Here is a 23,672-nt window from a genome sequence, read left to right as displayed (position 1 = left end):
AGCCACACGTCCTCCCATGGCTTGAGCTAGGTATTTTTCCAGTTGCCATAGGACTTTCGTATATTGGCCGCTTCATAGAAGGCCAACTCGGATAACACCGTTTCTATCTTTCTTGACAGTGCATTGTCTGCGTCAATAAAGATCGCGAAGGTATCCTTTTCTTTCACCTAACCCCCTTGTCCTGAGTTGGTCTAATCGGTGTCGATTCTCGTTGAATAAGAGATTCGATAATATGGCACTATCTGGGCAATGGCCTAAACCAGTTGGTCGTTGAGATCTCGCTATGTGGCAAGATATTCGTATTCCTTTTGCGGTCAGGATTGATACTGGCCAAATGGTGTCAATTGACGAGGTTGCGCGGGGGCTAGCCTGCAACTGTAGGTGCCCTAGTTGTGACGGGCGTCTGGTGGCCAGAAAAGCCGATGTAAATGCACATCATTTCGCACATCACACTGCCAGCAAGGAAGCCTGCCAATACGCTTTTTACACCAGTATTCGTTTGATGTTGCTCTCTCGGCTTGATGACATCAAGTTGCTCACTACTCCTGCCTTCGAGACCTTGTTCGAGGGGATCAACCATCTAGTATCCGCGTTGCACTCCGATATCAAAGTATACCGTACGTCCCAGGCGTGTCAGCAATTGGCTCCGACTGCGCTCTATGCTCTACAGGACCGGAACGATTATCGACTTGGACTGGATTTCCCTGCTGCTAATGAATCGCCACAGGATAAACCCTATTGGCTGGACGATTACACCTGTACCAACCCTAAAACAGGCATTCTCTCGGTCGTGTATAGCACCTTTGCTGAACATCTCTTCCGGAAGGATCGCCCAGACGATATGGATACCACGTCATGGATGTTCCACATACTCAGTTCCAATCCGAAGTGCCTGCACTGGCAGTTTCATCCCGCAGCAGAGTGGAAGCGTAGTCGCCTGCAATACGAAGCAGATGAGAGGGCACGCTTTCAGACCGAGCAACGGATGAGGTATGAGGAGCGATTGCGGTTGTGGAGAGAAGAGGAGGCACGGAGAGAGCCTGAGCGGCAAGCCCGGCGTGAGCGCGAACAGAAACTGGCGCAGGAGCGGCAACAGCAACGGGAAGCGATGTTACGGTTAGCTCGTCAGCAGCAGGAAGAAGAGGAACGGCGTGTAATGGTGGAACGCAAGCAGCGGTCTGACGCAATCTGGGAGCGGATGGAAGAAAAGCGCAAGGAGGCGATTGATCGCAGGCGTCTGGATAAGGGAGCGATGCAACGTGCAGCTGATCAGTTGGTTACCGGGTTGCAAAAAAAAGAGGCTGAGGTTGATCCGGTGGAGGAGGGGCCTAAGGTTTGCAAATATTGCTTCCTTGAGTCGGAAATACTTACTCTGCATGGTTATTGCTATCGTGAACAGTGTGTTGGTGCCCGCGAACGAGCTAGGCGGTTTGGTAAGTATTTCCCCGACTAATGCGTATTTTTCAGCATATTGTACTACTTGATATCTGCACAAGAGTAGTCCGATAGACTGCTTGTGAAACTACTCCGATAAAAGTGCATAACAACGCTTATTTATAGCAGCTTGCTATAACCAAATCGGGAAATTAGTTTCTACCGGATACGATAGCTAAAACTGAAAGCGTCACATCAAAATAATGATGCAATACAACCAAACAGCGGAAGTTTGGCGTAACATAATGTCCGGATTTAGTCGACCACTACAATGACATTTAAAAGGTATGTAATGTCTCAATCACCAGAACTCGCTGGCGGCGAGGGTTTTACTTTCGAAGGGGATGCTGCTGCATTCTACCTCGCTGCAATGCTAGCCGAGGCATATGCTCCTGGCATGACTGATCGAACTGTTGTCGGCGTGTCGGTTCAACAGCGAGATTTTGGAGAGCCGCTTGATGATGTAATCGTTGATTTTGAAGACGCAGCGAAGAATCCTGCTCGCCTGAGTCTCCAGGTTAAGCGCTCACTTACCATCAGCGATGCAAAATCGAATACCGACTTTCGCGATATAATCCACGATAGTTGGGCCACTCTGAAAAAGTCAGACTTTCGTATTAACACTGATCGCTATGGAGCGGCAGTTGGCACGATCAGCCCTGCCAAAGAGCGAGCACTTAAGACCCTTTCTGAATGGGCTCGTGAAAGTCTAACGACTGAGCATTTTCAAGAACGCTTTACACTGAGCGGTAGTGCAAGTCAGGACATAAAAACGGTTAAAGAAAATGTAACCAGTTTGCTGCAAGAGACGAAAGAGGGCCCGTGCACTTGTGAAGAACTGCATCAGTTTCTTGCACACTTCGTTTTAATTCAGTTCGATTTCCTGTGTGAAGGGGCCACTGACTCTTCTGTTGCCATTAATCACATAAAGGACTGCCTTGCACCCGATGATGCAGCTAATGCCCCCCTTGTCTGGTCGCGGATCGTTCAGCTCGCGCGATCGTCAGCAGGCAAGTCTGGACAATTTGATCGCGCGCGACTTGTTCGATTTATCTCATCAAACGCGCGTATTCGCTGTGCGGCCACCTATCGACTCGACCTCGACAAATTGACAGACCTCGCAAGGAGCTATGCTCGCCTCATTCCGGATGATGTAGGCGGAACGAAGCTGGATCGTACTTCACTCCTTGAGAAAGTAGACCTGAAACTAAACATGGCGAGAGTGGTTCAGGTTCGCGGCTTACCAGGAAGTGGTAAATCGGTTGTAGTGAGACATTTAGTTGAGCGCGCGATTGAGTGTGGTCCAGCAATCTTCCTCAAGGCTGAGCAGCTAGAGGGTACCAGTTGGGTTAGCTATGTGGCTTCTCAAGGCCTTTCGGGGGGAGCCCTAGAGTCGCTTCTCGTAGAACTCGGAGCCGTCGGCACACCCATCCTATTCATTGACGCGATCGATCGTATCGAGAAAGAACATCAGCCCATTATTCTTGACGTGATCCATGCAATAGTATCGTCACCGCTACTTGATAACTGGCGCATTGTCACCTCCCTTCGCGATACCGGTATTGAAGTGCTCCGCAATTGGCTCGGCAACTATCTTGATGTGCTAAAAGTTGAAACTCTCGATGTAGGCCAGTTGAATGACAAGGAGTCAGAGGCACTCGCAAATGCTAAACCACATCTGAGGCCGCTACTGTTTGGATCTGCGCCGGTTCGGGAGATCGTACGACGGCCATTTTTTGCAAAGGTGCTGAACCAGAGTTACGTGGCAGACCCCAGCGCCCCAACATTCGCTCCCCAGTCAGAGGTCGATCTGATCGATAATTGGTGGCGTAAGGGCGGCTACAACGAGACAGGCCAGAGCGCGATTGAACGTCAGCGCACGCTACTCGATGTGGCGCGTGTTCGCACCCGTGATCTGAGTCAGCCAATTCGCCTTGGCCAGCTAATTTCAGTCGCACATATTGACGACCTCAGAACGGACGGCATACTCCAAAATGCCCGGGAAGGCGTCTCTGTTCGTTTTTCACACGATATATTCTTTGAATGGTCCTTCTTCTACGTTTTGGCAGACAGCGGGACGCAATGGATGGAAGAGATCAAAGCCTGTGGTGAGCCGCCTGCGGTCGCCCGTGTCGTCGAACTCTCCGCACAATGGGAGTATACAAAGGGAAATGATTGGTCTGCATGCCTAACCCAAATAGAGGGTTCGAGTCTGAGATCACAATGGTTGCGAGCATGGCTAGTCGGTCCTCTTGGAACAGATTGGTTTGAAGTTGATGAGGAACAGTTCGCGACAGCCGTTTTTGCTGATGATTTTCGGCTCTTCAGGAAAGCGCTTGTCTGGTTTCAGGCCGAAAAGACCTCGCCGAATACAAATATTCTCGCAGGTACACTTCCGCTGGAGCAGCGTCAAAGGTTCGCGGATCTACTTGGTTGGCCTTCCGACTTTGCCTCGTGGCGTCGTCTCATAAACTTTATTCTTCGGCGGATCACTGTCATTCCGCAAAGGCTCTATCCAGAGATAGTTTCTATCTTTGAGGTCTGGCAAAACGCCCTTGCTGACATTCCCAATCCGACATCTCGTGCGCTTCTGCAGCAATGTGCGACATGGCTCACGACAATCGATGCGCTTAGTTCTACTGATAAACCGGATGAGAACTATGCGTATTGGAGGAATGTTTCTGAGTTGGGCGAATTTCGTAAATCCTTAGGGCAGCTCCTCTTAAGTTCCTCCAGAGCCGAGCCCAGTCTGGCTTTTGACTATTTACAGCGAGCCACGTACTCAGAACGTATTCGCGATGATGCATTTCATAACATCGTTGCCTACTCTCCCATTCTTGCTCAATCGCTTCCAAAGTCGCTAGTTGACCTTTCCCTCGCATATCTGATTAAGGAACTTCCGGATGAGCGGGTTGCCCGCAAGAGGGAGGAGAGTCGTCAACACGCGGAGTGGCGTAAGGCGACTCTAGCCAAGTCGGAGGCTGAACTTACTCAGTTAGATAAAATGGCCCTTTCGAGTAGTTTTCACCCGTTAGCCATTGACGATTTCAGCTACTACGAATGGGAACGGCTATCTATCCACGATGACTACCGCTATTTTCCCGCTTCACCACTCAGACAACCTTTCCGAGCGCTGTTCCAATCAGCACCTGAGGAAGGAATAAGGCTACTACGGGAACTCTGCAATCATGCGATGGCGTCATGGCGGCAGCTGCATCACCACTCTCGTGACCGACGAGGTACCCCCATACCGCTTGTTTTGAAATTTCCTTGGGGTTCTCAAACGTTCTGGGGCACTGATCGTGAGTACCTTTGGTTCCGGTCTACCTGGGCTCCGAAGTTTATCGGTTGCGGGTTTATGGCACTTGAAGAATGGTGCTTCGCCGAGCTTGAAAGGGGCCGCTCTGTTGACTCGCTGATCCTGCAAGTTGTTAAAGATAATGAGTGTATTGCCATCTTAGGCATAGCATCGATGCTTGCCCTCCATACCGAGATTGTTTCTGAAACGACTTTGCCGCTCTTCACCTCACAGCGGCTGTTGGCGGCAGACCAAAACAGAATGGTGCAGGATATTTCCTCGTCAATGGCGAACTTGATGGGTTTTAAGCCCAATGACAAATCTCACGTTGAAATAGTGCAATCAGCAAACGCGCGACCGGTGCGTAAAATGCAGCTTCTTTGGATGGTTCCTAAACTTGTTTTTGGTGCAGATCCGATCAGAAGCCAAATCAGCGAAGCGATCCTTAATTTCAAGAACGACCTGCCTTATCAGTACGAAGAGCAGCGTGATACTCCAGAAGAACAAGAACATCTTACAGCCCAAGCTTTCAAATATGCCGAGTTGGTGGAGCGGAAAAACTATCAAATTTACCGTACCGCAGAGGATTCGGATCAAATTGCGATTGTCCATGTCAGCCCTTCAGCAGCTAAACCTGAAAACATTGCCAGAGCCGAAGAGGCTTCAAAACATCTTCAGCAGTCGAGTCTTTGGACATGGGCATCCAAGTCGTTTGAAAAACAGACAATTCAGGAGGCCTACACAATTGAGAATGCAATCGTACTGGCCAAGGGATTGGATGCAGGTCACTTGTTCGAGCATCTGGACGATGAAAATAAAGAAGAACTTCTGGACATGCGCCGAGGCGCGCTATCCGCTACTGCTGCCATTGTACTCAACTTCAGAGAAGGGTGCTCGCCAGTAGATCTTGAGTGGGCTAGGGATGTGTTAAGGCGAGCGATACATTTACCTGAGAAGCCGGACCTGATGTGGTCACATAGGTCTATTATTCCATGGCATCAAGCTATCTACGTAGCGCGAGGATTAGCAGCAGATCTGCGCGAAGGAACGGCGCCAGCCGGTGCTGTACGGGATCTGCTCGAGTTGATTGCTCATCCGCTGGAAGTCGTCTCTTTAGCCGCGTTTGAAGAAGCGTGCAAGCTGTGGATTACTGACCCCAAGCTGTCTTGGGCGGCGCTGATATTGGCATTTTCTCTTTGTGACGTTCCCCCTCGGCCGCGAAATCAGCCCTATCAACATGGTGAAGCGCTTCATACGCCAGATACAGCACAAACGGCGGTCAATGCGGCGCTTGCGTGTTATGAGGTTGGTAGTGGATGGGCCTCTCTTCCACTACCAGCTCCCGCCTGGGTGCAGGTCGAACCCAATAATGCCTCGTATCGGCATGCAAACTATGAAGAATACGATGTGCTCGACGTCAATGTTTTTTGGACTGAGCCTGCCGGTTTCTGGCACTCAGAGTTGGCAGCAAAGCTCCTTGAGCGAATTCCTTTTATTGAGGTATTGAGGAGTGATGCCAAAAGTGAGCTTCTTAACTTTTTGGATGGTGTCCTCGACTGGACAAATCAGAAAAATGCCCCTTTTTGGGTGAAGCCTGGGCGGAGACATCGCTCAAATTCCAATCTTTTTGAATGGACTCATACCTTAGGGACAAGCCTAGGCAGGGTTGCAGGGCTTCTTCCACTCAGCGAGTTTCAGGTTCGTTTTCTTGACCCGATACTAAGGCTTGAGGGCGAAAATTGTTTTGCTCTCCTCTCTCCATTCACGAGGATCTATGCCTGCGCCTATATATACGATGCTCCTACCGTGCCTGGCGATGCAGTATCTATGCTTGACCTTTGCCTGGGGAGACTTCTTAACGATTCGGTCTTTGAGCGTGGCGCCTACCGTAGCGGGGAGTTATCAGGCTTCGATCAGCCTGACCTTGTCCGAACGTTGATGTTTGTCGCTGTTGAACGCGCTGATTTAGCCGCTCGTTATGCTAATGGTGATTGGTCCGAAATTGGCATCATTCTGCCCCTGATTGAACGTTTCGTTCGCTCCGCTGGATGGGCTGCGTCTGTTATGGAACCATTCCTGACTCTTTGTGAAAAAGCGAAAAATGACTACCCAGCTGAAGTTTTCGCAGACCAAGTTATCGCGGTTATCGGCGAGGGACCCGATAATCTGCAAGGCTGGCATGGTTCGTCCCTTCCAGCACGTATAGCGGGTTTGGTGCAGTACCTTGCACATCGTGATGCCCCTATGAAATTAGCTTTGTCGCAGAAATTCCTACGTATTCTCGACATGCTGGTTGATATGGGCGATCGACGAAGTGCTGCACTTCAGCTAGGGGAGGCATTCCGTGAAGTTCACTTACCTGTGTAGGGTGGCAAATAGGTTCAATGTTTAACCAAATTTAAAGCTCTCCAGACGAGCCTTTAATATAAATGGGGAGGCGATAATCCTCCCTTTGTAGTGGTCTAATCATCGCGGATACCATTTTAGGTGGTACAGTCGCTACCATTACCAAGTCGCTAAACTTACCAGGGCTTAACCATGAGTTATCAGATCCTCTCTGCCACTGTGGCCAGTATTTTCGAACTGAAACGTAACCCGATGGGGACACTAAAGAAAGGCCATGGTTCAGCTGTTGCCATCCTCAACAACAATGAACCAGCCTTTTACTGTGTGCCACCAAAACTCTTTGCCTACTATGTCGAGCTGGCCGAAGATGCCGAGCTAAACCGTATAGCTGATGAGCGAATAGCCTCACTCGACAGAGTCAGCGTTTCGCTGGATGACCTATAATGTATGTCCTGCTCTTCGCCCGCTGGGCTCAGAATGTGACAAAACTGGTGTAGCCTTAAAGTTAGGTGTGTAGGAAACAGAGTGCGTTCCAAAGCCGGATTATGACACTTTGCTGGGATGCTGGAATCCTAAAAAGGTACGAGCCAACCTGATTCAGCAGCCCTACAGATTATGAGTGGGAGTGCTGAAGTTCGGCAGACGCCAATGCTGACAAGTTATTGAAGTTACGGAAGAAGGTCACGAATATCACATTGCAGTATCTCGCAAAGCCGATAGGCTTTTTCAAGCGTGATATTAACCGTTCCTCGTTCGATACGTCCTACATAGCTCTGATCGATATCAGCCATTAAGGCTAGCTGTTCTTGGGTGATACCGAGGTCAGTTCGTTTTGCACGCAACTTATTCCCAAATTTCTTTGCTATATCATGCATTTATCGCCTCTCTTGAGGCGAAAACTATCTCTGGTTGCTGAACACATGTGAAGGGACTATAATCCCTATTTGTCGGATATTAGTTTAATAATCATGCAAACAGATGGAGATAATCCATAACTATGTCGATCACTCACCTACCCACGCCTATTTACAATGCCTTGGAGAATAAAAGACTGAACGAGTTTACAGTGGTGGAATGTCTAAAGGCCGGATATGGTGAAGAAAACACCTCTTATAGCAATACTGCTGGATATGGTTTTGTATATTTACAACTAATGAAGTTGGTTAATAAAGGATTGCTTTCAAGAAAATCTGATGGGCGAAATTTGATTTTTGCCAAGACAAGTAAATATTTTGATGAGAGCATTGATAGTTGCAATTTACGAGAGGGTGAAATGTCACCATCAATGAATAATCCATTACACCATCTAAATGAAAGATATAGCTACTATGAGAATCAAATAAAAATTCTTTCAGGAGAAAAGGAGGAATGCGATGAGCTAGCCAACATGTACCCACAGTTAGAGCATGTTATAAACAATATATCAAGTCAAGCAGATGAAAAAATAAACATTATTTTAGGGAGGATAAAGAGTGTTAAAGCAGTCATTGATGTAGTCTCATCATATCAGGAAGCAAAATAATAAAACTCATGTTTGATTGTTATAGTGTGAATGCCATGCAACATATTAGTATCCTCTATTTTTTGGGGGGGATACGAAGTTCACGAATAAGAAATGGGCTAAGAATATCCTCTATCTTTATAGGTGTATTAACTTGAATCTCTTTCACGAGATCTAACACTGCGAAAAGGTTATCTTGATATTTCTTTTGCCAAATATCGCGTTCACTTTCCATGCGAGCTGCTTTCTTTATATATGCCGCGCTAGTCCGCCTCCCGGTGACTAGGTCGACTTCCTGTTTATTTAAATCACTCAGGTTATGTTGGCGAGTTGCATATTTAACGATTAGATCTCTACGATGAGGTACCGATAGTGTACTCAAACCACCTGAAATTAGGCCTTTTGCCTTAAGGCGAGCATGCAGTGTGGAGGCTTTGATGGGGGCCCTATCCAGGCCTTCGCGCTCCATGGACAATAATTCTGACTCAATCAACTGATCTAATTTTTTGCCAGATACTCTGTGTTTACTTGTCATGTTTATAATCTCTCTGAATATCTAAAAAAATAACTATTTGAAGTAACCACAAAACTAACAATGCATGATATTATTCATCTTCCGTAGTTAGCTTTCTTTTTTCGATTCTTAACTGCTCAATGTAAAATGCATCAGCAAGGGTTTTTGGCGTTCTACCAACTAGTTTTTGTGATTCAATTCTATTGACAATAGAAGCCAGAGGATTTGATTTATCCTGCGCTATTAATGAAACTATTTTTCTATCAGAAAATGATTTAATTACATTAGCTTGGAATGCTTCCAATAATAACAAAGCTTCACGTTGTTCTGAGAGTGCTAATTCGAAAGAATTATCTTTTTCATTAAGTTGCTCTAATTGATAAACCTCAGCTCTTTTATTGGTGACTTTGATTTTTATAGCTTCATATTCATCCAGTCTTCCTGTAAGAGTGAAGTAACCACACGGACCTCCAGATTGGCATTTCATGCCAAATGGGCAGCCCCAGCGGGCAACATCTCGTGTACAGGCCCCAAGGGGGAGGGCATGTAACTGAGCATGCCGTTCAATGAGTTCTTTGGCTAACTCATTCTTCTTGACGGACAATAGCTTATCATGTGCCTGCTTTAAATCAGGTAAAAATCTAGATGAAAGAGTTTTCTCCAAATGGAGTGTAACCTCATCCCTCGATTCACCGACTGTATGCAAATTAACCTTAAGATTATCTTCAGAACTTAAATTTGGATCTACAAGAATAGCCATGTATTTTTTAGCTGCATCTACACCAGAGTAAACAGTTTTAGACTTTGCTGCTTTGGCAAGTGCATTGATGCGTCGATCGCCGGATTCAGCAAATGCCGGTAATATTGATTGTTCTGTCACAGTATAATTTTCATATGAAGTATTTCTATCATCACCGAAATCTTCTCGAGTGGGGGATTTGAAAGACTCTGAGTTGTTATTAAGTGCCATAATCGCTAAGGACGAAGCTTTATAATTGAAAGATTCAGCCCTATGCTGATAAAATTGATTTTGAGTTATATCCATTCGGCCCATCAACATAGCTTGTAAATGGTCAGTTAGTCCTGAAATTGCCAAAAATGTATTAATGTTATGTCTTGGGATGTGGGGGTTTAATTCTATTCTCTCTCCGTTATCCTCTGTTAGATGTAGTTTGTCAAAAACTGATATTCTTTGTTTATTACCACCGAGTAAGCTTTGCAATACATCATGAGTAAGTGGTTCTGGATTGGTAAGGGTAACAAGCGTATGATCCATTCCAAATGCACTTGTAGGCGCAATAAACAACAGATCTTCATAATTAATCTTTTGCTCAACCCCATTATCTCTTATGACCAGCGAACATTTGTAACCATCATGAAAGCTCTTTGATTGCGCATATTTAAGCTCAACAAAATCGTTAATCTGTTTCTTTGTGAATAAAAATAGTTTTTCTCTACTTGTAACTGGATTGGATTTTGTTATTGGCTTAATGTCGACACCTTTTTGCAAAAAAGCATTTACCATGCTCTTCCGCAAGCCGGCATTTCCTCGAGTACCACCGGAGCCAGAAAAAACAAGACCATTAAGCTCTGATACCTCAATTAAATCATGTGGCAACGCTCTTATTGATGGGGGGAGGAAATCCGTAAATCCAGAATTCCGATATTGAGTTAATCTCTGTCTACTTTCAGCAGTCAATTCCATTACAACATCAAATATTGACTCAATTAGCTTAATTGTACTAGGCGCTGCCCAAAAAGTTCTCCACCCCGATTTTTTTGCACCAAGATATTTAATACCTAAGTTATATTCAGGTAGTTCATGTTTTTGGGCATATAAGAGTTTATCTCCTTTGAGTGGCCGTTTTATTAATGCATCGATTCTAATCGATTGTAACTCTTGAAATCGCCAGCCAGTAATGATGAGTAGCAGTATGCAATTATAAAAAATCTTTTCACCATTTGATTTAGCTAGGTACAGTAACTCAATGATACTGATGAAAGCACGAATAGAAATCAGCTTATTATCATCCGTATCGTCTGGGTTACTGTCAGCCGCTTTTCGTTTTTTTGTATTATTGGTGTGGTTTCTATTGGGGAACTGATTTTGACATTCAATATTAGAGAGTGTTAAGTTAAAGGGGCGAATCATCCTGGCTAAGGAAACGGCAATATCACAATAATCGCTGACATTGCTACTACTAGTTGAGTTCTCGCTATGCCGTCTCATTGCACCGTGAATAATGTCAGAGTTTAAATACATCGGATGCCTTTGCCCTGTCAACTTCACCATCTCATAATACCAGCGGCGAAGAATGTTCAATATTTTTCTCGTGGTTGCAACACTAGGTGGTCTGCTCCTACGAAAAGTATCTAAAATTATGATGGCTTTCATAAACTGGGCATAGCTATCGTCAATATAAATGCGTTCAATCCCTTGCATTTCTGTATGAGAAAAAATTAACACAGCTCGCTGTGATTGCCGAAACCATGCAACGCCCTTTTCACCAGCAATCCAAGATGTGTCATTCCAGGACATCAAATCAGTTGCCGCATATTCAGCAAGACGCGCATCAAATACAGCTTGGTACGTTGCCACAAACTGCTTCAAATTCTCCATTTGTTCACGCATGACACTATCCTACACGTTATTGATATATGAAATACGAGTCATAACAGCCTGAACATGTTGCTTACGACGACCTAGTTCCGGCAGGAGAGGGTGATGTTGGATCAACGTATCGTCAGCTAACTTAATGAGAGAAATTATTTCATTTTCAAAGGCCGCAAGAACATGCTGATGGTGACCATCTATGAATGGATGAAAATACAAGCAACCGTAGCAACAACGAACTTGTGCAAACGGACACAAACCTTCCTCATAGCCACAACCACCGATGTGGTAGTGAGTCATATCACTCACAGAGCCTGCGACCTTACGACCATGCCATCTATTGCTATGGATCAAGTTACCTGTCAGCATCAATGTAATCATGCTTTTAAAGGCTGGGTTTCGGCACAGCGCCTGTTCACGGATGCTAGCGAGATCTGGTGTTGCTGCGATATAGCGATTCGCCACAACCATACTGGAGTGGCCTAGGACGTAGGCGATTTCTTCAGCACTGACCCCGGCCATAGCTAATGAGTGTCCCACATGGTGACGGAATTGAGTTGCTGTGTAGTGTGGTGCAACAGCCTGACGTTTAGCTACTGCAGCCTGCATCTCCAGTGGGGAGAAACGTAACAATTGACGTTTTATCGCATCATTGATCATAACAACAGCATTTCCGCATTGAGGTAATAGTGGGTCTCCATCATTCAGCCCTGAAATTCGCTTGTATAACTTAACTAATTTTCCGAGTTCTTCAGGTATTGCTACTATAACTCTTTGGGGATGGCTTTTGCTCTGCTTGGCGTAGGGAATAGCATATGAATACCTGATTAGATTGTCCCCCTCAGTATCAACAGCTATGTCTCCGACAGCCGTTCTAGCTAACTGCACTGGGCGAGCTCCAGTTGTCAATATAAGTCCGAGAATTACGCAATCGCGAAGTTCTTCGATGGAGACTAGTGAAGAAATATTTTCTATATGACGTTGCTTCGCTTCTTCCGTTGATAATCGAGGGGTCAGCTTGGCAGACCAAAGTTGTAGGCCATTATGAATCATCGAAACCATGGCATCTGGCAGCACATTATCGATTTCAGAATAAATAGACCACTTATCAGTAGCAGGGCGAGGAACTAGTAATAATTTATCCTCAAGGTCCTCATTATGATTTGTGCTTTCAAAAAAACCTAAAACATCCAGTTTCCGAAGTACATAAAGTGTTGAATAAAATCGATGGTGTGTGGTTTTGCTTATGTATTGCTTGTGTAGTAGTGCAATAAATGTTTCATGATTTAGGCTATTAAGTCTATTTATGGATTTTGCAATGTCACAAGCAAAATCATATATCATCCTTGCATTGTTTTCAGATGTATACACTACGCATGCAAACTTAATTAATTTTGATATTTCTTCAGATAATGTGCAAAAATTTTTTCCGTTTTCAAAATCAATGGAGCAATTTCGTCCCGAATGTCTAAACTTCCACACATCCGTACTCGTATCTAGATAGGTGTCATCAAACTCTGTGGCTGATTTCAAATATAATGGACATGGAATAACTTGCTCGTTCAACCATCTAACCTGTGCGGCATTCAGTTGACTATCAGGCGAATGTTGAATTTCTTGCGGATTAGCTGAATTCATCGAAATCTCCATTGTCTAATAATGGGATAGGGAAGGGGGCCACTACATTTATTCCTGCAATACCTTTCTCCTGTTGTATGCGCCTGATGTTGCTGTCATTGGCAAGTTTTTCTACAAAACGTCGTGCATATTTATAAGGCATGCGACTGCCGATTTCCCACCCCCCCAACAATCGCAACTGCTCAGCAGCAGCGTCTAACAGCCCTTTTATGCGACCGTCAAGGCCAAAGTCGCGAGAAAGTTGCAATTGTTCATCTAGTAATTCTTTATAAATATACTCCAATGTAAAATAAGCCCAGGTGTGGCGACCCACATGTGGAGTTAGCTCCACCATGTCAGTGAATGGGTTGTTATTTCGAAAGGATGGATGTGATTTTATATAAGCAGTATCGATGCAACGATAAACCTTTCTAATAGCAGCGTACCCTAATGGCTGGAAAGTGCCTCGGCTTGCCGTAAACATAAAGTCATGATTTAAATTTTTAGAATATGGATTTCTGTGTTGCTCTTTATAAATTTCCAGGTAATGGAAATCATTAACCTCTAACTTGATTGTACGACAAGAACTTGGGGTTTTTAGAGTTAACGGTTTCCTCCTTGGATCATCAATTCCATCAGGAATATTTTGCACCATCAATAGATACTCAACATTGCCATGGCTATCTGGCTGAGATACACCAAATGAATCGACTGTCAGCAACAAAACTTCCCCTACACGAAGCCCATACTGGAACATAAGTCGATGTATAAGGAAGTTGCGATATTGTAAGCATTCAGTTTGAAATGGATTAATCGGGTTGATCACTTTTTCAAACATCTCTCCAGTATCTGGATCAACGACAGCGGGGGAGGAGGGTAATAGCATGTCGTTAAGCTCTAGATGCTGTTGGTACGTAATGCTCTTGTAGCGAGTTGCCGGTGTATGCTTTGCAGGTCCGAGTCGATTAAATTCCTTTACCTTGCTTTTGAGTCGCAGATCATTACTGCTGTAGTTTGTGTTGGCCTCAGCTAGAGACATGCTTTGATATTTTACACACATGTACCGCTGATTGAGATAATTCAGAAAACGAGCCACATTTTTAATATGTGTACAGCAAGTTGATTTATTAACTTGACTAACAGTATTGCTTACTGTGCTATCAGTAGGCGGTTCATTCTCTTTTGTGAGATATTGTTTGCTGAGTAGATAGTGAAATAGGTTATCTAGCTCAGGGATGCAAGATGCGATATCAAAACTCGATCTATAAAAAAAATGGTCAAATGTTTCTCCATGAGTTTTCAACCAAAAGCTGTAGAAAAATCGGAGCGAGATCAGGTCATTTCTCTGCGTACTAAATCTCGTCTTAGACAACTGATTGAGCAGGTAGATCGTTCCAAACAACACAGGCAGAGTTGTTACATCATCGACCAGCACTGTGACATGTTGCCGATCACGCCTGATGTGGTAGTTGGTGTATGTCATCAGTTGCTCAGATCCAAAGTCGCTTTTCATGAAGTTAAGTTAAGTAGCAAAACTCAAAATCTGCAAGTGCTCTAGGATGTAGCTAAGTGATTGATCTGATCCAACTCATGAACTTATCTTAAGTTCAGTATATTTAACATAATATACATTATGCGCGGTTTTGGTTTGTTGGGCTGAGCGAGGTGCCAGGTCCGGGTTTATCAGGTCGGAGATTCTCGCTATTGGGTTGGCCATTGAGCATGTCATCTTGATTGTTATCTCTCACTCATTGCCCGTTCATTCGTGTAACCGATCCAGCGGTTTGTGGTTGGCACTTTCATGGCGTTCGCTGTTGCCTGTGTGCAGATACTTTGAGGTGGTGTCTATGCTGTCATGGCCCGCATCGGCCTGCACATGGGATAGCGGCCGCCCGTTGAGATTGATGTCGTGAGTAATGCCGGTGTGGCGAATGGAATGCGGTGTCAGGTTGCGCATCTCGGCGGCGTCCTGAGTAAAGCCGTCTTGCTCAGCCAGGTTCGCTGCGGTCTGGATGACCGTCATGACCAGTTCACGCAGTTGGCGGATCCCGAGATTGGCATTGAGTTCGCCTTGTTCCCGGCCGTGTGCGGCAGCCTTGTGGCGTACAAAGAGCGGTGTCTGCTCATTGGGGGCTGGCAATGGCGACAACCCCAGGAAGATCCGATAGCGTTCGAGGGCCTCCAGCAAGGCATGGGATACCGCCACTGTGCGCCGCTTGCCACCTTTGCTACGTGGAATGTAATACCCCCAGACGCCGGTTTTGCCATCGCGGCGAAACTGACCCATGACGGGCGTGAACCCGGGTCTGGCTGCTACCTCTGAGATGCGCAGATAACAGGCGTACATCAGGCTTATCAGGAAGCGGCTGCGCTCGTGCTGATCTTGTGATTCGATTGCCAGCCGGTCGGCGGCCTGCATCACGTAGGACCATTGCAACTCGCTGAAGGCCTGGCCCTGATCATCGGGCTCCTGCTGGACCGGTCGCTTGACTCGCTGCAGCAGCAGAGCGGGATTTCTGTCCATGTACTCTTCCTGGATCAGAAACTGGAAGAAGGCTGACAGAATGGCGAGCTTGGTCTTCATTGCCTGCTCGCTCAGACGGTATGGCAGCTCGCGGCCCAGTTCCCGTTTGCCGAGAAAGGGTCGCCACAAGGGATTGGGCAGCCGCTCTCCCCACTCCTTGTCGAGGATGAACTGTGCCACGTTGCGGTAGGCAATCAGCGGCTCTGGCGGCGCCTGGCAGTAGTCGAGGTAGCGCATCATGATGCGCCGGGTCAGATCTTTCGGGCTGATGGCCAGCTCGCTGAAACACCAGTGCAGAAATGTCGTCAACTCGCTGCGGTAGGTCTTGTAGTTGTTCTCGTTGTGGCGCTGTTCCAGCAGCCAGTCGACCGCCAGTTCGTAGACTAGGCCCGCATCGGGCACGTCGTTCAGGCTGAGGTTGGCCAGATACTGATTGACCTGAGGGTTGCCCGCCTCCAGGTGAGCCAGGCCATCAAACAGCGGCATGGCGGGCGGAAGTAACATAGAGGTCATGATGGTGCTTGCTTGGTTCATGGAATGGAGGCCTGCTACCCCGCTCAAAAGCTGATGCCGATAAATGGGGTTATCGGCATCACTGTGTGACTGACAATCCGGGCGTGTGTGAGATTGAATCATCCGTTGTAATCGGTGTGCACAACATGCTGGCATTATTCAATGGATATGCACGATGGTTGGAAAATTCTCGGGACAAATAGCCGTAAAAATGATTTTTAATGCTTAATATGTGAATGGTTGGTGGAGGCGCCATGAGGATAATGTCAACTGGCGCCTCTCCCCCGTCCCTCAGGCCACGCTCTTGAGGGATTTCCCCTTGGGCTTGTCGGCATCGCTCTTCTCTGCCGTCTTTTGGGGCTCCTCTTTGGGACTCCCCTGCCCCTTGCCACCGCGCAGCACGTTTTGCAGTACATCACGCTGTTCGGCCAGGTAGAAGGCCAGGCTCTCCTGCTGTTCGGGTTCGAGGGCGACAGGTGCCCCCGCCAGCAGGGTCATCAACTCATCGGCGGTATCCAGCAGCTTGTCATAGGCATCCGCCTCTTTCTTGCTGGCAAAGGTCATCTTCTCCACTCCCCCACGCACGACAACATATTTGATCTCAACGGCCATAGTGGCGTCCTCCTCATGATAGTGACCACAAGTATATGTACGGATATACAGTATTGCAAATAACCCTGTCCAACGGGCTTTTATCATGGTGGGCGTGCCGATTACGCGGCCGTTATCACATTGATGAAAGGGTCATTTGACATCCGCTTTACGCAAGTCGGATGATGGGCTCATGACGATCACAAGACAACTGCTCATACTGCTGCTGGTTGAAGTGACGCTCCTCGGGGGCATCGCTCATCTGGTCATTGGTCTCTCTCCCCTGCTCTCCCTGCTGTTTGTGGTGCTGGCGCTGCTGGGGCTGCGCTGTCTGGTGGTATTGCTGACCTGGGGATTCTCCCGCTTCTACCCTGTCCCCGCCATCGGTCTGCGTGCCTGGCTGCACATGGTGATCCGGGAGATGTTCGCCTACCTGCTCACCTTCACCTGGCTGCTGCCGTTTGAGCGGCTGCTGATGGCGCCGGACAGGCTCACCCCTTCTCCCTTGCCCCTGCTGCTGGTACACGGTTACGGCTGCAGTCGCGGGATCTGGCGGCTGCAGCGCGCCCGGCTGGAAGCTGCCGGCCACGTGGTTGCCACCGTGACTCTGACTCCTCCCTTCGGTCATCTCGATGACATGGTCCCCCTGCTGGTAAGGCGCATCGACGAGGTGCTGGCCGCCACCGGCGCCGCTCAGCTGGTGCTGATTGGCCACAGCATGGGCGGGCTGGTGTGCCGTGACTACCTGGCCCTGGCCGGTGGTGGCAAGGTTGCGCAACTCATCACCCTGGCGACCCCTCATCAAGGCAGCCAGCTGGCAGCCCTTGGCCTGGGAGAGAACGCGCGGGAGATGGAGCCGGGCTCAGGCTGGCTGCAACGCTTCGCCGCCGTGCCGCTGTGCGTGCCCGGGATTTCGGTGCGCACCAGTCATGACAACTTTGTGTTGCCCCAGTCCCGTCAGCGGATGGAGGGAATGGAAGATATTGAGCTCGCCGCCCTTGGCCACCTCTCCCTCATCTACTCGCGCCGTACCACGGCCCTGCTGCTGACCCTGCTTGCCCGCTCCCAGCCACAAACGAAAAGGGCCTGATTGCTCAGGCCCCGGTTTATCGAATGCTTCCTCAAATCAGAAGTGAATGCCCTTGATCAGGGTAGATACCGCCATCTGATCCGCAGAGGCCTTGGACTCGCCGCCCTCTTTGGGATCCGAGAAGGTGCGGAAGCTGGTGTTCATGATCACCTGTGCCACCCGCGGCGCCAAGGCATGGATCACCTGACCGAACACCCCGAGCCGGGTGGCCAGTCGCACATGCTTGTTGATGATGGTGTCGCACACCAGATCGGCGGCCTCTTCCGGCGTCATCATGGGCACCTGCTCATACACCTTGGTCGGCGCCACCATGGGGGTTTTCACCAGCGGCATGTTGATGATGGAGAAATTGACCCCCTTGTCGGCAAACTCGGACGCCGCGGTGCGCACCCAGGCGTCGAGCGCCGACTTGGAGGCGACGTAGGCGGAGAAGCGCGGCGCATTGGTCAACACCCCGATGGAGGAGATGTTGATGATGTGGCCCTTCTTCTTCTCGATCATGGTGGGCAGCACCCCCATGATCACCTTGAGGGTGCCGAAGTAGTTGAGCTGCATGGTGCGCTCCAGATCGTGGAAGCGCTCGAAAGAGTCCTCTATGGCGCGGCGGATGGAGCGGCCGGCATTGTTGATGAGGATGTCCACCCCGCCATGCTCGGCCACTATCTGCCGGGTGATCGTCTCCCCCTGCGCCAGATCCGCCAGATCCCCCTGATAGACCTGCAGGGTCAAGCCCTGCTCGGCAAACTCGGCCTGGGTTTCGGCAATCTTGTGTTCGTCCCGGGCAATGGTCAGCACTGTTGCACCCGCCTCGGCCAGCTTTCTTGCGGTGGCCTTGCCGATGCCGGAGGTGGCGCCGGTGATCAGCACCACCTTGCCCTCGACCCGGCCGCGCAGGGTGCGATCGATGAACAGCTCGGGGTCGAGGTGACGCTCCCAGTAATCCCACAGCCGCCAGGCATAGCTGTGCAGCGGGGGCACTTCGATGCCGGTCCCTTTCAACACCCGCTGGGCTTCGCGGTTGTCGAAGCGGGTGGGATAGTTGATGAGCCGGAAGATGTCCTTGGGCAGGCCGAGATCGGCGATCGCCGCATCGCGAATGCGCCGCACCGGCGTCAGCGCCATCAGCATGGTCATCAGATGGCGGGGGATGAAGCTGAACAGGGCCGCATTGATGCGAATGGCGGGCTCGGGTGCATGGGCTGCGCGGGAGAAGGTGCTCAGCATGTCGCCAACCCGCATCGGATGGGAGTCGGTCAGGTGGAACGCCTTGTTGTCCTCCCCCTCGAGGTGAGCGATGTGATCGATGGCATCCACCACGAAGTTGACCGGCACCAGGTTGATGCGGCCCCCTTCGACCCCGATGGCGGGCATCCAGGGCGGCAGCATGCGGCGCAGCTTCTGGATGGTCTTGAAGAAGTAATAAGGGCCGTCCACCTTGTCCATCTCGCCTGTATTGGCATCCCCCACCACTATCCCGGGTCGGTAGATGCGCCAGGGGATGGTGCTCTCCTGGCGCACTATGCCCTCGGCCTCGTGCTTGGTCTGGAAATAGGGCATGTCGAGGTGTTCGGCCTCATCGAACATGTCTTCCCTGAACAGACCGTCGAACAGGCCGGCCACTGCTATGGAGCTGCAGTGATGGAAGCAGCGGGCGCCGAGTCGCTCGGCCAGTTGCAGTGCCTGACGGGTACCCTCGGCATTGACCTGCTGCTGAATGCCCGCCTTGGCGTTGAGATCATAGATGGCGGCGAGATGGAGGAAGTGATCGATCCGGCCTATGAGAGGCTCCTGCTCGGCCACACTCACGCCGAGTTGCGGATGGGTCATGTCCCCGACGACCGGAATTGCGCGCTGCGCGTCGACCCCCCAGTAGGCCAGCAGATCGGGTACCCGCTCAAGATGGGCTGCGCGCATCAAGAAATGCACCCGGCTATTTGGGCGCTGCAGCAGTTTTTTAATCAGCCGGCGGCCGATAAAACCGCTGCCCCCCGTGATGAAATAGTCCATGGTATTTATTTCCCTTACTGATTGGGCTGTTAGTTGCTGTTAGATATATCACGCTTCAAATGGAAATATTCATTTGAACGTCATCTTCGTGACCCAGACCAAAATTACCACGACTGCCTGTTCCGTTATTAGGTAGAACCCTCTATTTTTTCTCCATAGACTGAGGATGAAAGCTCAGTAATGCCACAACGAATGTACCAAGGTTGTTGTCATTACCTATATCCCACTCACCAGTAAGGAAACAATCATGGCCAAGAAATTGAAAGCGCTGGCAAGCTCGGTGACCGACAACCAGCTCACCTCGACCATCAAGGAATCCACCCAGCAGATCTGGCTGGCGGGCTTGGGCGCCTACGCCAAGGCGCAAGAGGAAGGGGGCAAGATCTTCGAAGCCCTGGTACAGGAAGGCGAGGCATTGCAGACCCGTACCCGTCAGAGCGCGGACGAGAAGATCGCTGCCATGACCGACAAGACCACGGGTACCTGGGGCCGTCTGGAGCAAGTGTTCGAGGATCGCGTGGCTCGTGCCGTCGCCAGCCTCGGCATCCCGACCCGCAAGGACATCGACAAGCTCTCCAAGCGCATGGCCGAGCTGACCGAGGTGGTGCAACAACTCATCGATGCGCAGGATGAAGAGGACGCGCCGGCCGCGGAGCACAAACCCGCCGCCGCGACTGCCGCCAAGAAACCGGTTGTCAAGAAGGCACCGGTGAAGAAAGCCGCCGCAGCCCCCATCGCCAAGGTGAAGGAAGAGGTCAAGGCGCTGGCGACCGAGGTCGAGAGCGTAGTGAAAGAGGTCAAGGAGAAAGGCGAGACCGCACTCTCCTGATCTGACAAGCAACGCCTGATTGGCCTTGCGTCATAACCCACCGGCCCATGCCCTCTTGCTGGGCCGGTTTTGCTTGAGAAGGGAGGCCATGTCATGAGCACGATTGCGATTGCCCTCGCCGGAGGTGGACCTCTGGGAGGGATTTACGAGATCGGAGCCTGCGCCGCCCTGGCTGACAGCATCAAGGGGCTGCGTTTCGAGCAGGCCGACATCTATGTGGGGGTCAGCTCGGGGGCCGTGATCGCCTCGGCGCTGGCCAATGGCATCTCCCCCGACAAGCTGGTGCGGATCCTGCTCAGCGACGACAGCGGCGAATTTTTCGATCCCTCCACCCTGTTGCGTCCCGCCTTCGGTGAATACGCGAAGCGGCTCTCCTCCTTGCCGCCACTGGCCTGGGAGTGCCTGGCCGATTACCTCTCCGCCCCCTTGCACAAGAGCCTGCTCGGCTCCTTGCAAGGCTTGTCCAAAGCGATCCCGACCGGCTTGTTCGACAGTCGTGGAGTGGACCGGATCCTTACCCAGTTCTTCTCTCGCCGGGGCCGCAGCAACGATTTTCGTGAACTCAAGAGCCGTCTGTTCGTCATTGCCACCGAGCTAGATACCGGCCACGCGGTCGCCTTTGGCAGCCCAGGGCTGGACGACGTGCCCATCTCGGCGGCGGTACAAGCCTCTGCCGCCCTGCCTGGTCTGTTTCCCCCGTCACTGATCAACGGCCGCTACTACGTGGACGGGGCCCTCATCAAGACGCTGCACGCCTCGGTGGCGCTGCAGGAGGGGGCCGATCTGGTGTTCTGCATCAATCCGCTGGTGCCGTTCGATGCGGGCATGGCGAGTGAACACCCCGCCAGTCTGGTGGAGAGCGGCCTGCCGGTGGTGCTGGCCCAGACCTTTCGCGCCATCATCCACTCGCGCATGCACGTGGGCATGGATCGCTACAAGCACCAGTATCCACAGGCCGACGCCCTGCTGTTCGAGCCCTCTCCGGCCGATGGCAAGATGTTCTTCACCAATGTGTTCAGTTACCGGGATCGCCGCCGTCTGTGCGAGCATGCCTTCCAGCATACCCGCCGGGATCTGTGGCAGCGACGGGCCGAGCTTGGCCCCATTCTCGCCAGGCATGGTCTGGCGCTTGATCTGAGTGCACTGGCTGATGAACAGCGCTCCCTGCTCACCCCGGGCACCGGCTCGGTAGCGGCGCTGGATGCCTCACTGACCCAGTTGCAGCACTGGCTGACCCACCGTTATGGCGGCAAGGGTCGTCGCCAACCGAAGGAGTAGCATGGACCGCAAACCCAAGCGGCGGACGCGGGATCGCATTCTGGCCACCGCCCTCGCCCAGTTCAACCTGCTGGGGGAGCCGACCGTCACCACCTCCGCCATCGCGGCCGAGCTGGAGATGAGTCCGGGCAACCTCTATTACCACTTCCATAACAAGGAGGAGATAGTCAACGCCCTGTTCGGCGAGTTCGAACAGGAGATGGCCCATCTGCTCGACACTGTCACCCCCCCGCTGGACGAGACGGAAGACATCTGGTTCTTTTTGCACCTGATGTTCGAGCTCATCTGGAAGTATCGCTTCTTTTACTACGACATCAGCACCCTGATGAGTGGCAACCACAAGGTGGAGCTGCGCTTCTCGGCCCTGCTGAGGCGCAAGGAGCAGACCGCCGCCGCCATCTGCCACAGCCTGTCCGGCAGTGGCTTGCTGCTGGGCAGCGACGCCCAGATCGGCGCTCTGGCGGCCAACATAGCGCTGGTGGGCACTTTCTGGATCTCCTACCAGCGGGCGTTGCACCCGCGTGCGGATGCCGACATAGCCCTGGGGGTGTTTCAGGTGATGCAGCTGGTGGCCCCTCGTCTGCGGCCCAATGCCCGCGCCCATCTGGATGCCATCGCCACCCATTACCAGCCCGCCACGACGGCGGGTTAACAGAACTGTGTTTTTGATTGTGTTTTTAACAGGGAGAATCATATGACCACTTCACAACCCAACTTGTCCGACTTCACCCCCTTCCCCTGGCCGGAGGCGGCCTATGACTATGCCGGGGAGCTCCTTGAGCAGAACTGGGATCGCCTGCACCAGGGGGATGCCGAACCCTGGCCGGACGATGAGCAGGTACAGGAAGCCTGGCGGGCCTATCACGCCGGTGATTTCGCCCGGGCCGTCGCCCTGGGTCTGGGCGCCGGCGAGGATGGCCTCAACGTGGCGAACAAGGCGCTGGTGATCCACGCCAGCTACCTGCTGGATGACAAGTATGCCAAGCGGGAAGCATTCGAGCTGGCCGCCAGCAACGCCGAAAAGCTGCAAAAGCGCCAGCCCGACAACGTCAACGCCTGGTATTTTCACGCCCTGGCGCTGGGCCGTTACAGCCAGGTGATTTCTGTCTCCAAGGCGTTATCCATCGGCATAGGTGACAAGATCAAGACCAGTCTGGAAAAGGCGCTGGCGCTGGCCCCCGACCATGCGGAAGCCCACATCGCCTTCGGTGCCTGGCACGCCGAGATCATCGACAAGCTGGGGGCCATGATAGGTGGCATCACCTATGGCGCCAAAAAAGAGGAGGCCGATCGCCACTTCAAGGCGGCGCTGGCCATCATCCCCCACTCCGCCATCGCTCGCATGGAGTACGCCAATGCCATGGTGATGATGCATGGCAAGAGCAAGATGGCGGCCGCCGAGGCGCTCTACGGCGAGGCGGCCGAGTGCGAACCCGTGGATGCCATGGAGCGGCTCGACGTGGAAGCCGCCCGTGAGGAGCTGGAGGACGAATAGTCCGGCGGCGCTGCGCAATGA

The 23,672-nt window shown here is 50.7% G+C and carries 17 protein-coding genes; 9 read left to right on the top strand and 8 right to left on the bottom strand.

Going from position 1 to position 23,672, the window contains the following annotated elements; translation table 11 throughout:
- Positions 1 to 283: 283 nt before the first annotated feature.
- From BN1118_RS09515 to BN1118_RS09505, 3 genes are all read left to right on the top strand, one after another.
- On the top strand, positions 284 to 1,453 hold the full coding sequence (locus tag BN1118_RS09515; RefSeq protein WP_156994866.1) for a competence protein CoiA family protein: 1,170 nt from the start codon (positions 284 to 286) through the stop codon (positions 1,451 to 1,453).
- 273 nt (positions 1,454 to 1,726) lie between these two features.
- A complete protein-coding gene (locus tag BN1118_RS09510; protein WP_043555732.1) occupies positions 1,727 to 7,099 on the top strand; it encodes a P-loop NTPase family protein in 5,373 nt (1,790 codons plus the stop codon).
- Between the two features lie 171 nt (positions 7,100 to 7,270).
- Positions 7,271 to 7,522, top strand: a complete 252-nt coding sequence (locus tag BN1118_RS09505; protein ID WP_043555731.1) for a plasmid stabilization protein — start codon at positions 7,271 to 7,273, stop codon at positions 7,520 to 7,522.
- A 224-nt stretch (positions 7,523 to 7,746) separates the two neighbouring features.
- Here the strand turns inward: BN1118_RS09505 and BN1118_RS09500 are convergent, their stop codons facing one another.
- Positions 7,747 to 7,953 carry a helix-turn-helix domain-containing protein gene (locus BN1118_RS09500; RefSeq protein ID WP_043555730.1) on the bottom strand — a complete coding sequence of 69 codons (207 nt, stop codon included), beginning with the start codon at positions 7,951 to 7,953 and terminating at the stop codon, positions 7,747 to 7,749.
- A gap of 122 nt (positions 7,954 to 8,075) precedes the next feature.
- Here BN1118_RS09500 and BN1118_RS21660 point away from each other — a divergent pair, with 122 nt between their 5' ends.
- Complete coding sequence (locus tag BN1118_RS21660; RefSeq protein WP_156994865.1) at positions 8,076 to 8,600, top strand: hypothetical protein; 525 nt, start codon at positions 8,076 to 8,078, stop codon at positions 8,598 to 8,600.
- A gap of 55 nt (positions 8,601 to 8,655) precedes the next feature.
- On the opposite strand, the gene BN1118_RS21655 is transcribed toward BN1118_RS21660, so the two are convergent.
- The 6 genes from BN1118_RS21655 to BN1118_RS09475 form a co-directional block, all read right to left on the bottom strand.
- Complete coding sequence (locus tag BN1118_RS21655) at positions 8,656 to 9,114, bottom strand: hypothetical protein (RefSeq protein WP_156994864.1); 459 nt, start codon at positions 9,112 to 9,114, stop codon at positions 8,656 to 8,658.
- Between the two features lie 70 nt (positions 9,115 to 9,184).
- Complete coding sequence (locus BN1118_RS21650) at positions 9,185 to 11,725, bottom strand: hypothetical protein (protein WP_043555729.1); 2,541 nt, start codon at positions 11,723 to 11,725, stop codon at positions 9,185 to 9,187.
- Between the two features lie 9 nt (positions 11,726 to 11,734).
- Complete coding sequence (locus tag BN1118_RS09490) at positions 11,735 to 13,345, bottom strand: site-specific integrase (RefSeq protein WP_043555728.1); 1,611 nt, start codon at positions 13,343 to 13,345, stop codon at positions 11,735 to 11,737.
- Positions 13,332 to 14,807 carry a site-specific integrase gene (locus BN1118_RS21645; protein ID WP_043555727.1) on the bottom strand — a complete coding sequence of 492 codons (1,476 nt, stop codon included), beginning with the start codon at positions 14,805 to 14,807 and terminating at the stop codon, positions 13,332 to 13,334. Before BN1118_RS21645 ends, BN1118_RS09490 begins: the two co-directional genes overlap by 14 nt.
- 276 nt (positions 14,808 to 15,083) lie before the next feature.
- Positions 15,084 to 16,361, bottom strand: a complete 1,278-nt coding sequence (locus tag BN1118_RS09480; protein ID WP_043555876.1) for a tyrosine-type recombinase/integrase — start codon at positions 16,359 to 16,361, stop codon at positions 15,084 to 15,086.
- Between the two features lie 291 nt (positions 16,362 to 16,652).
- Entirely contained in the window at positions 16,653 to 16,973 is a 321-nt protein-coding gene (locus BN1118_RS09475) for a YebG family protein (RefSeq protein WP_043135339.1), read from the bottom strand.
- Positions 16,974 to 17,145: 172 nt separating this feature from the next.
- On the opposite strand from BN1118_RS09475, the gene BN1118_RS09470 reads away from it, so the two are divergent.
- Positions 17,146 to 18,042 carry an esterase/lipase family protein gene (locus tag BN1118_RS09470; protein WP_043555726.1) on the top strand — a complete coding sequence of 299 codons (897 nt, stop codon included), beginning with the start codon at positions 17,146 to 17,148 and terminating at the stop codon, positions 18,040 to 18,042.
- A gap of 36 nt (positions 18,043 to 18,078) precedes the next feature.
- Here the strand turns inward: BN1118_RS09470 and BN1118_RS09465 are convergent, their stop codons facing one another.
- Positions 18,079 to 20,049: an SDR family oxidoreductase gene (locus tag BN1118_RS09465; protein ID WP_043555725.1), complete on the bottom strand. Its 1,971-nt coding sequence runs from the start codon at positions 20,047 to 20,049 to the stop codon at positions 18,079 to 18,081.
- A gap of 247 nt (positions 20,050 to 20,296) precedes the next feature.
- On the opposite strand from BN1118_RS09465, the gene BN1118_RS09460 reads away from it, so the two are divergent.
- From BN1118_RS09460 to BN1118_RS09445, 4 genes are all read left to right on the top strand, one after another.
- Positions 20,297 to 20,878 (top strand): phasin family protein, encoded by a 582-nt coding sequence (locus BN1118_RS09460; protein ID WP_043555724.1) that lies wholly within the window; start codon positions 20,297 to 20,299, stop codon positions 20,876 to 20,878.
- A 93-nt stretch (positions 20,879 to 20,971) separates the two neighbouring features.
- The gene (locus BN1118_RS09455) at positions 20,972 to 22,156 is read left to right on the top strand and encodes a patatin-like phospholipase family protein (RefSeq protein ID WP_043555723.1); all 1,185 of its coding nucleotides are present in this window, start codon (positions 20,972 to 20,974) and stop codon (positions 22,154 to 22,156) included.
- Between the two features lies 1 nt (position 22,157).
- Positions 22,158 to 22,808, top strand: coding sequence for a TetR/AcrR family transcriptional regulator (locus BN1118_RS09450; protein ID WP_043555722.1), 651 nt, complete (start codon positions 22,158 to 22,160; stop codon positions 22,806 to 22,808).
- A 42-nt stretch (positions 22,809 to 22,850) separates the two neighbouring features.
- Positions 22,851 to 23,651 (top strand): tetratricopeptide repeat protein, encoded by an 801-nt coding sequence (locus BN1118_RS09445; RefSeq protein WP_043555721.1) that lies wholly within the window; start codon positions 22,851 to 22,853, stop codon positions 23,649 to 23,651.
- Positions 23,652 to 23,672: the final 21 nt, after the last annotated feature.

The sequence above is a fragment of the Aeromonas bestiarum genome (genome assembly GCF_000819745.1).
Taxonomy (GTDB): Bacteria; Pseudomonadota; Gammaproteobacteria; order Enterobacterales; family Aeromonadaceae; genus Aeromonas; species Aeromonas bestiarum.
Note: the sequence above shows the minus strand (reverse complement) of the source record. Positions and strands in the feature narration are given on the sequence as shown.

Bases quoted from the DNA above. Each gene is read 5' to 3' on its own strand.
- BN1118_RS09515 (WP_156994866.1), top strand. From the start codon at position 284: ATGTGGCAAGATATTCGTATTCCTTTTGCGGTCAGGATTGATACTGGC.
- BN1118_RS09510 (WP_043555732.1), top strand. From the start codon at position 1,727: ATGTCTCAATCACCAGAACTCGCTGGCGGCGAGGGTTTTACTTTCGAA.
- BN1118_RS09505 (WP_043555731.1), top strand. From the start codon at position 7,271: ATGAGTTATCAGATCCTCTCTGCCACTGTGGCCAGTATTTTCGAACTG.
- BN1118_RS09500 (WP_043555730.1), bottom strand. From the start codon at position 7,953: ATGCATGATATAGCAAAGAAATTTGGGAATAAGTTGCGTGCAAAACGA.
- BN1118_RS21660 (WP_156994865.1), top strand. From the start codon at position 8,076: ATGTCGATCACTCACCTACCCACGCCTATTTACAATGCCTTGGAGAAT.
- BN1118_RS21655 (WP_156994864.1), bottom strand. From the start codon at position 9,114: ATGACAAGTAAACACAGAGTATCTGGCAAAAAATTAGATCAGTTGATT.
- BN1118_RS21650 (WP_043555729.1), bottom strand. From the start codon at position 11,725: ATGCGTGAACAAATGGAGAATTTGAAGCAGTTTGTGGCAACGTACCAA.
- BN1118_RS09490 (WP_043555728.1), bottom strand. From the start codon at position 13,345: ATGAATTCAGCTAATCCGCAAGAAATTCAACATTCGCCTGATAGTCAA.
- BN1118_RS21645 (WP_043555727.1), bottom strand. From the start codon at position 14,807: ATGACATACACCAACTACCACATCAGGCGTGATCGGCAACATGTCACA.
- BN1118_RS09480 (WP_043555876.1), bottom strand. From the start codon at position 16,361: ATGACCTCTATGTTACTTCCGCCCGCCATGCCGCTGTTTGATGGCCTG.
- BN1118_RS09475 (WP_043135339.1), bottom strand. From the start codon at position 16,973: ATGGCCGTTGAGATCAAATATGTTGTCGTGCGTGGGGGAGTGGAGAAG.
- BN1118_RS09470 (WP_043555726.1), top strand. From the start codon at position 17,146: ATGACGATCACAAGACAACTGCTCATACTGCTGCTGGTTGAAGTGACG.
- BN1118_RS09465 (WP_043555725.1), bottom strand. From the start codon at position 20,049: ATGGACTATTTCATCACGGGGGGCAGCGGTTTTATCGGCCGCCGGCTG.
- BN1118_RS09460 (WP_043555724.1), top strand. From the start codon at position 20,297: ATGGCCAAGAAATTGAAAGCGCTGGCAAGCTCGGTGACCGACAACCAG.
- BN1118_RS09455 (WP_043555723.1), top strand. From the start codon at position 20,972: ATGAGCACGATTGCGATTGCCCTCGCCGGAGGTGGACCTCTGGGAGGG.
- BN1118_RS09450 (WP_043555722.1), top strand. From the start codon at position 22,158: ATGGACCGCAAACCCAAGCGGCGGACGCGGGATCGCATTCTGGCCACC.
- BN1118_RS09445 (WP_043555721.1), top strand. From the start codon at position 22,851: ATGACCACTTCACAACCCAACTTGTCCGACTTCACCCCCTTCCCCTGG.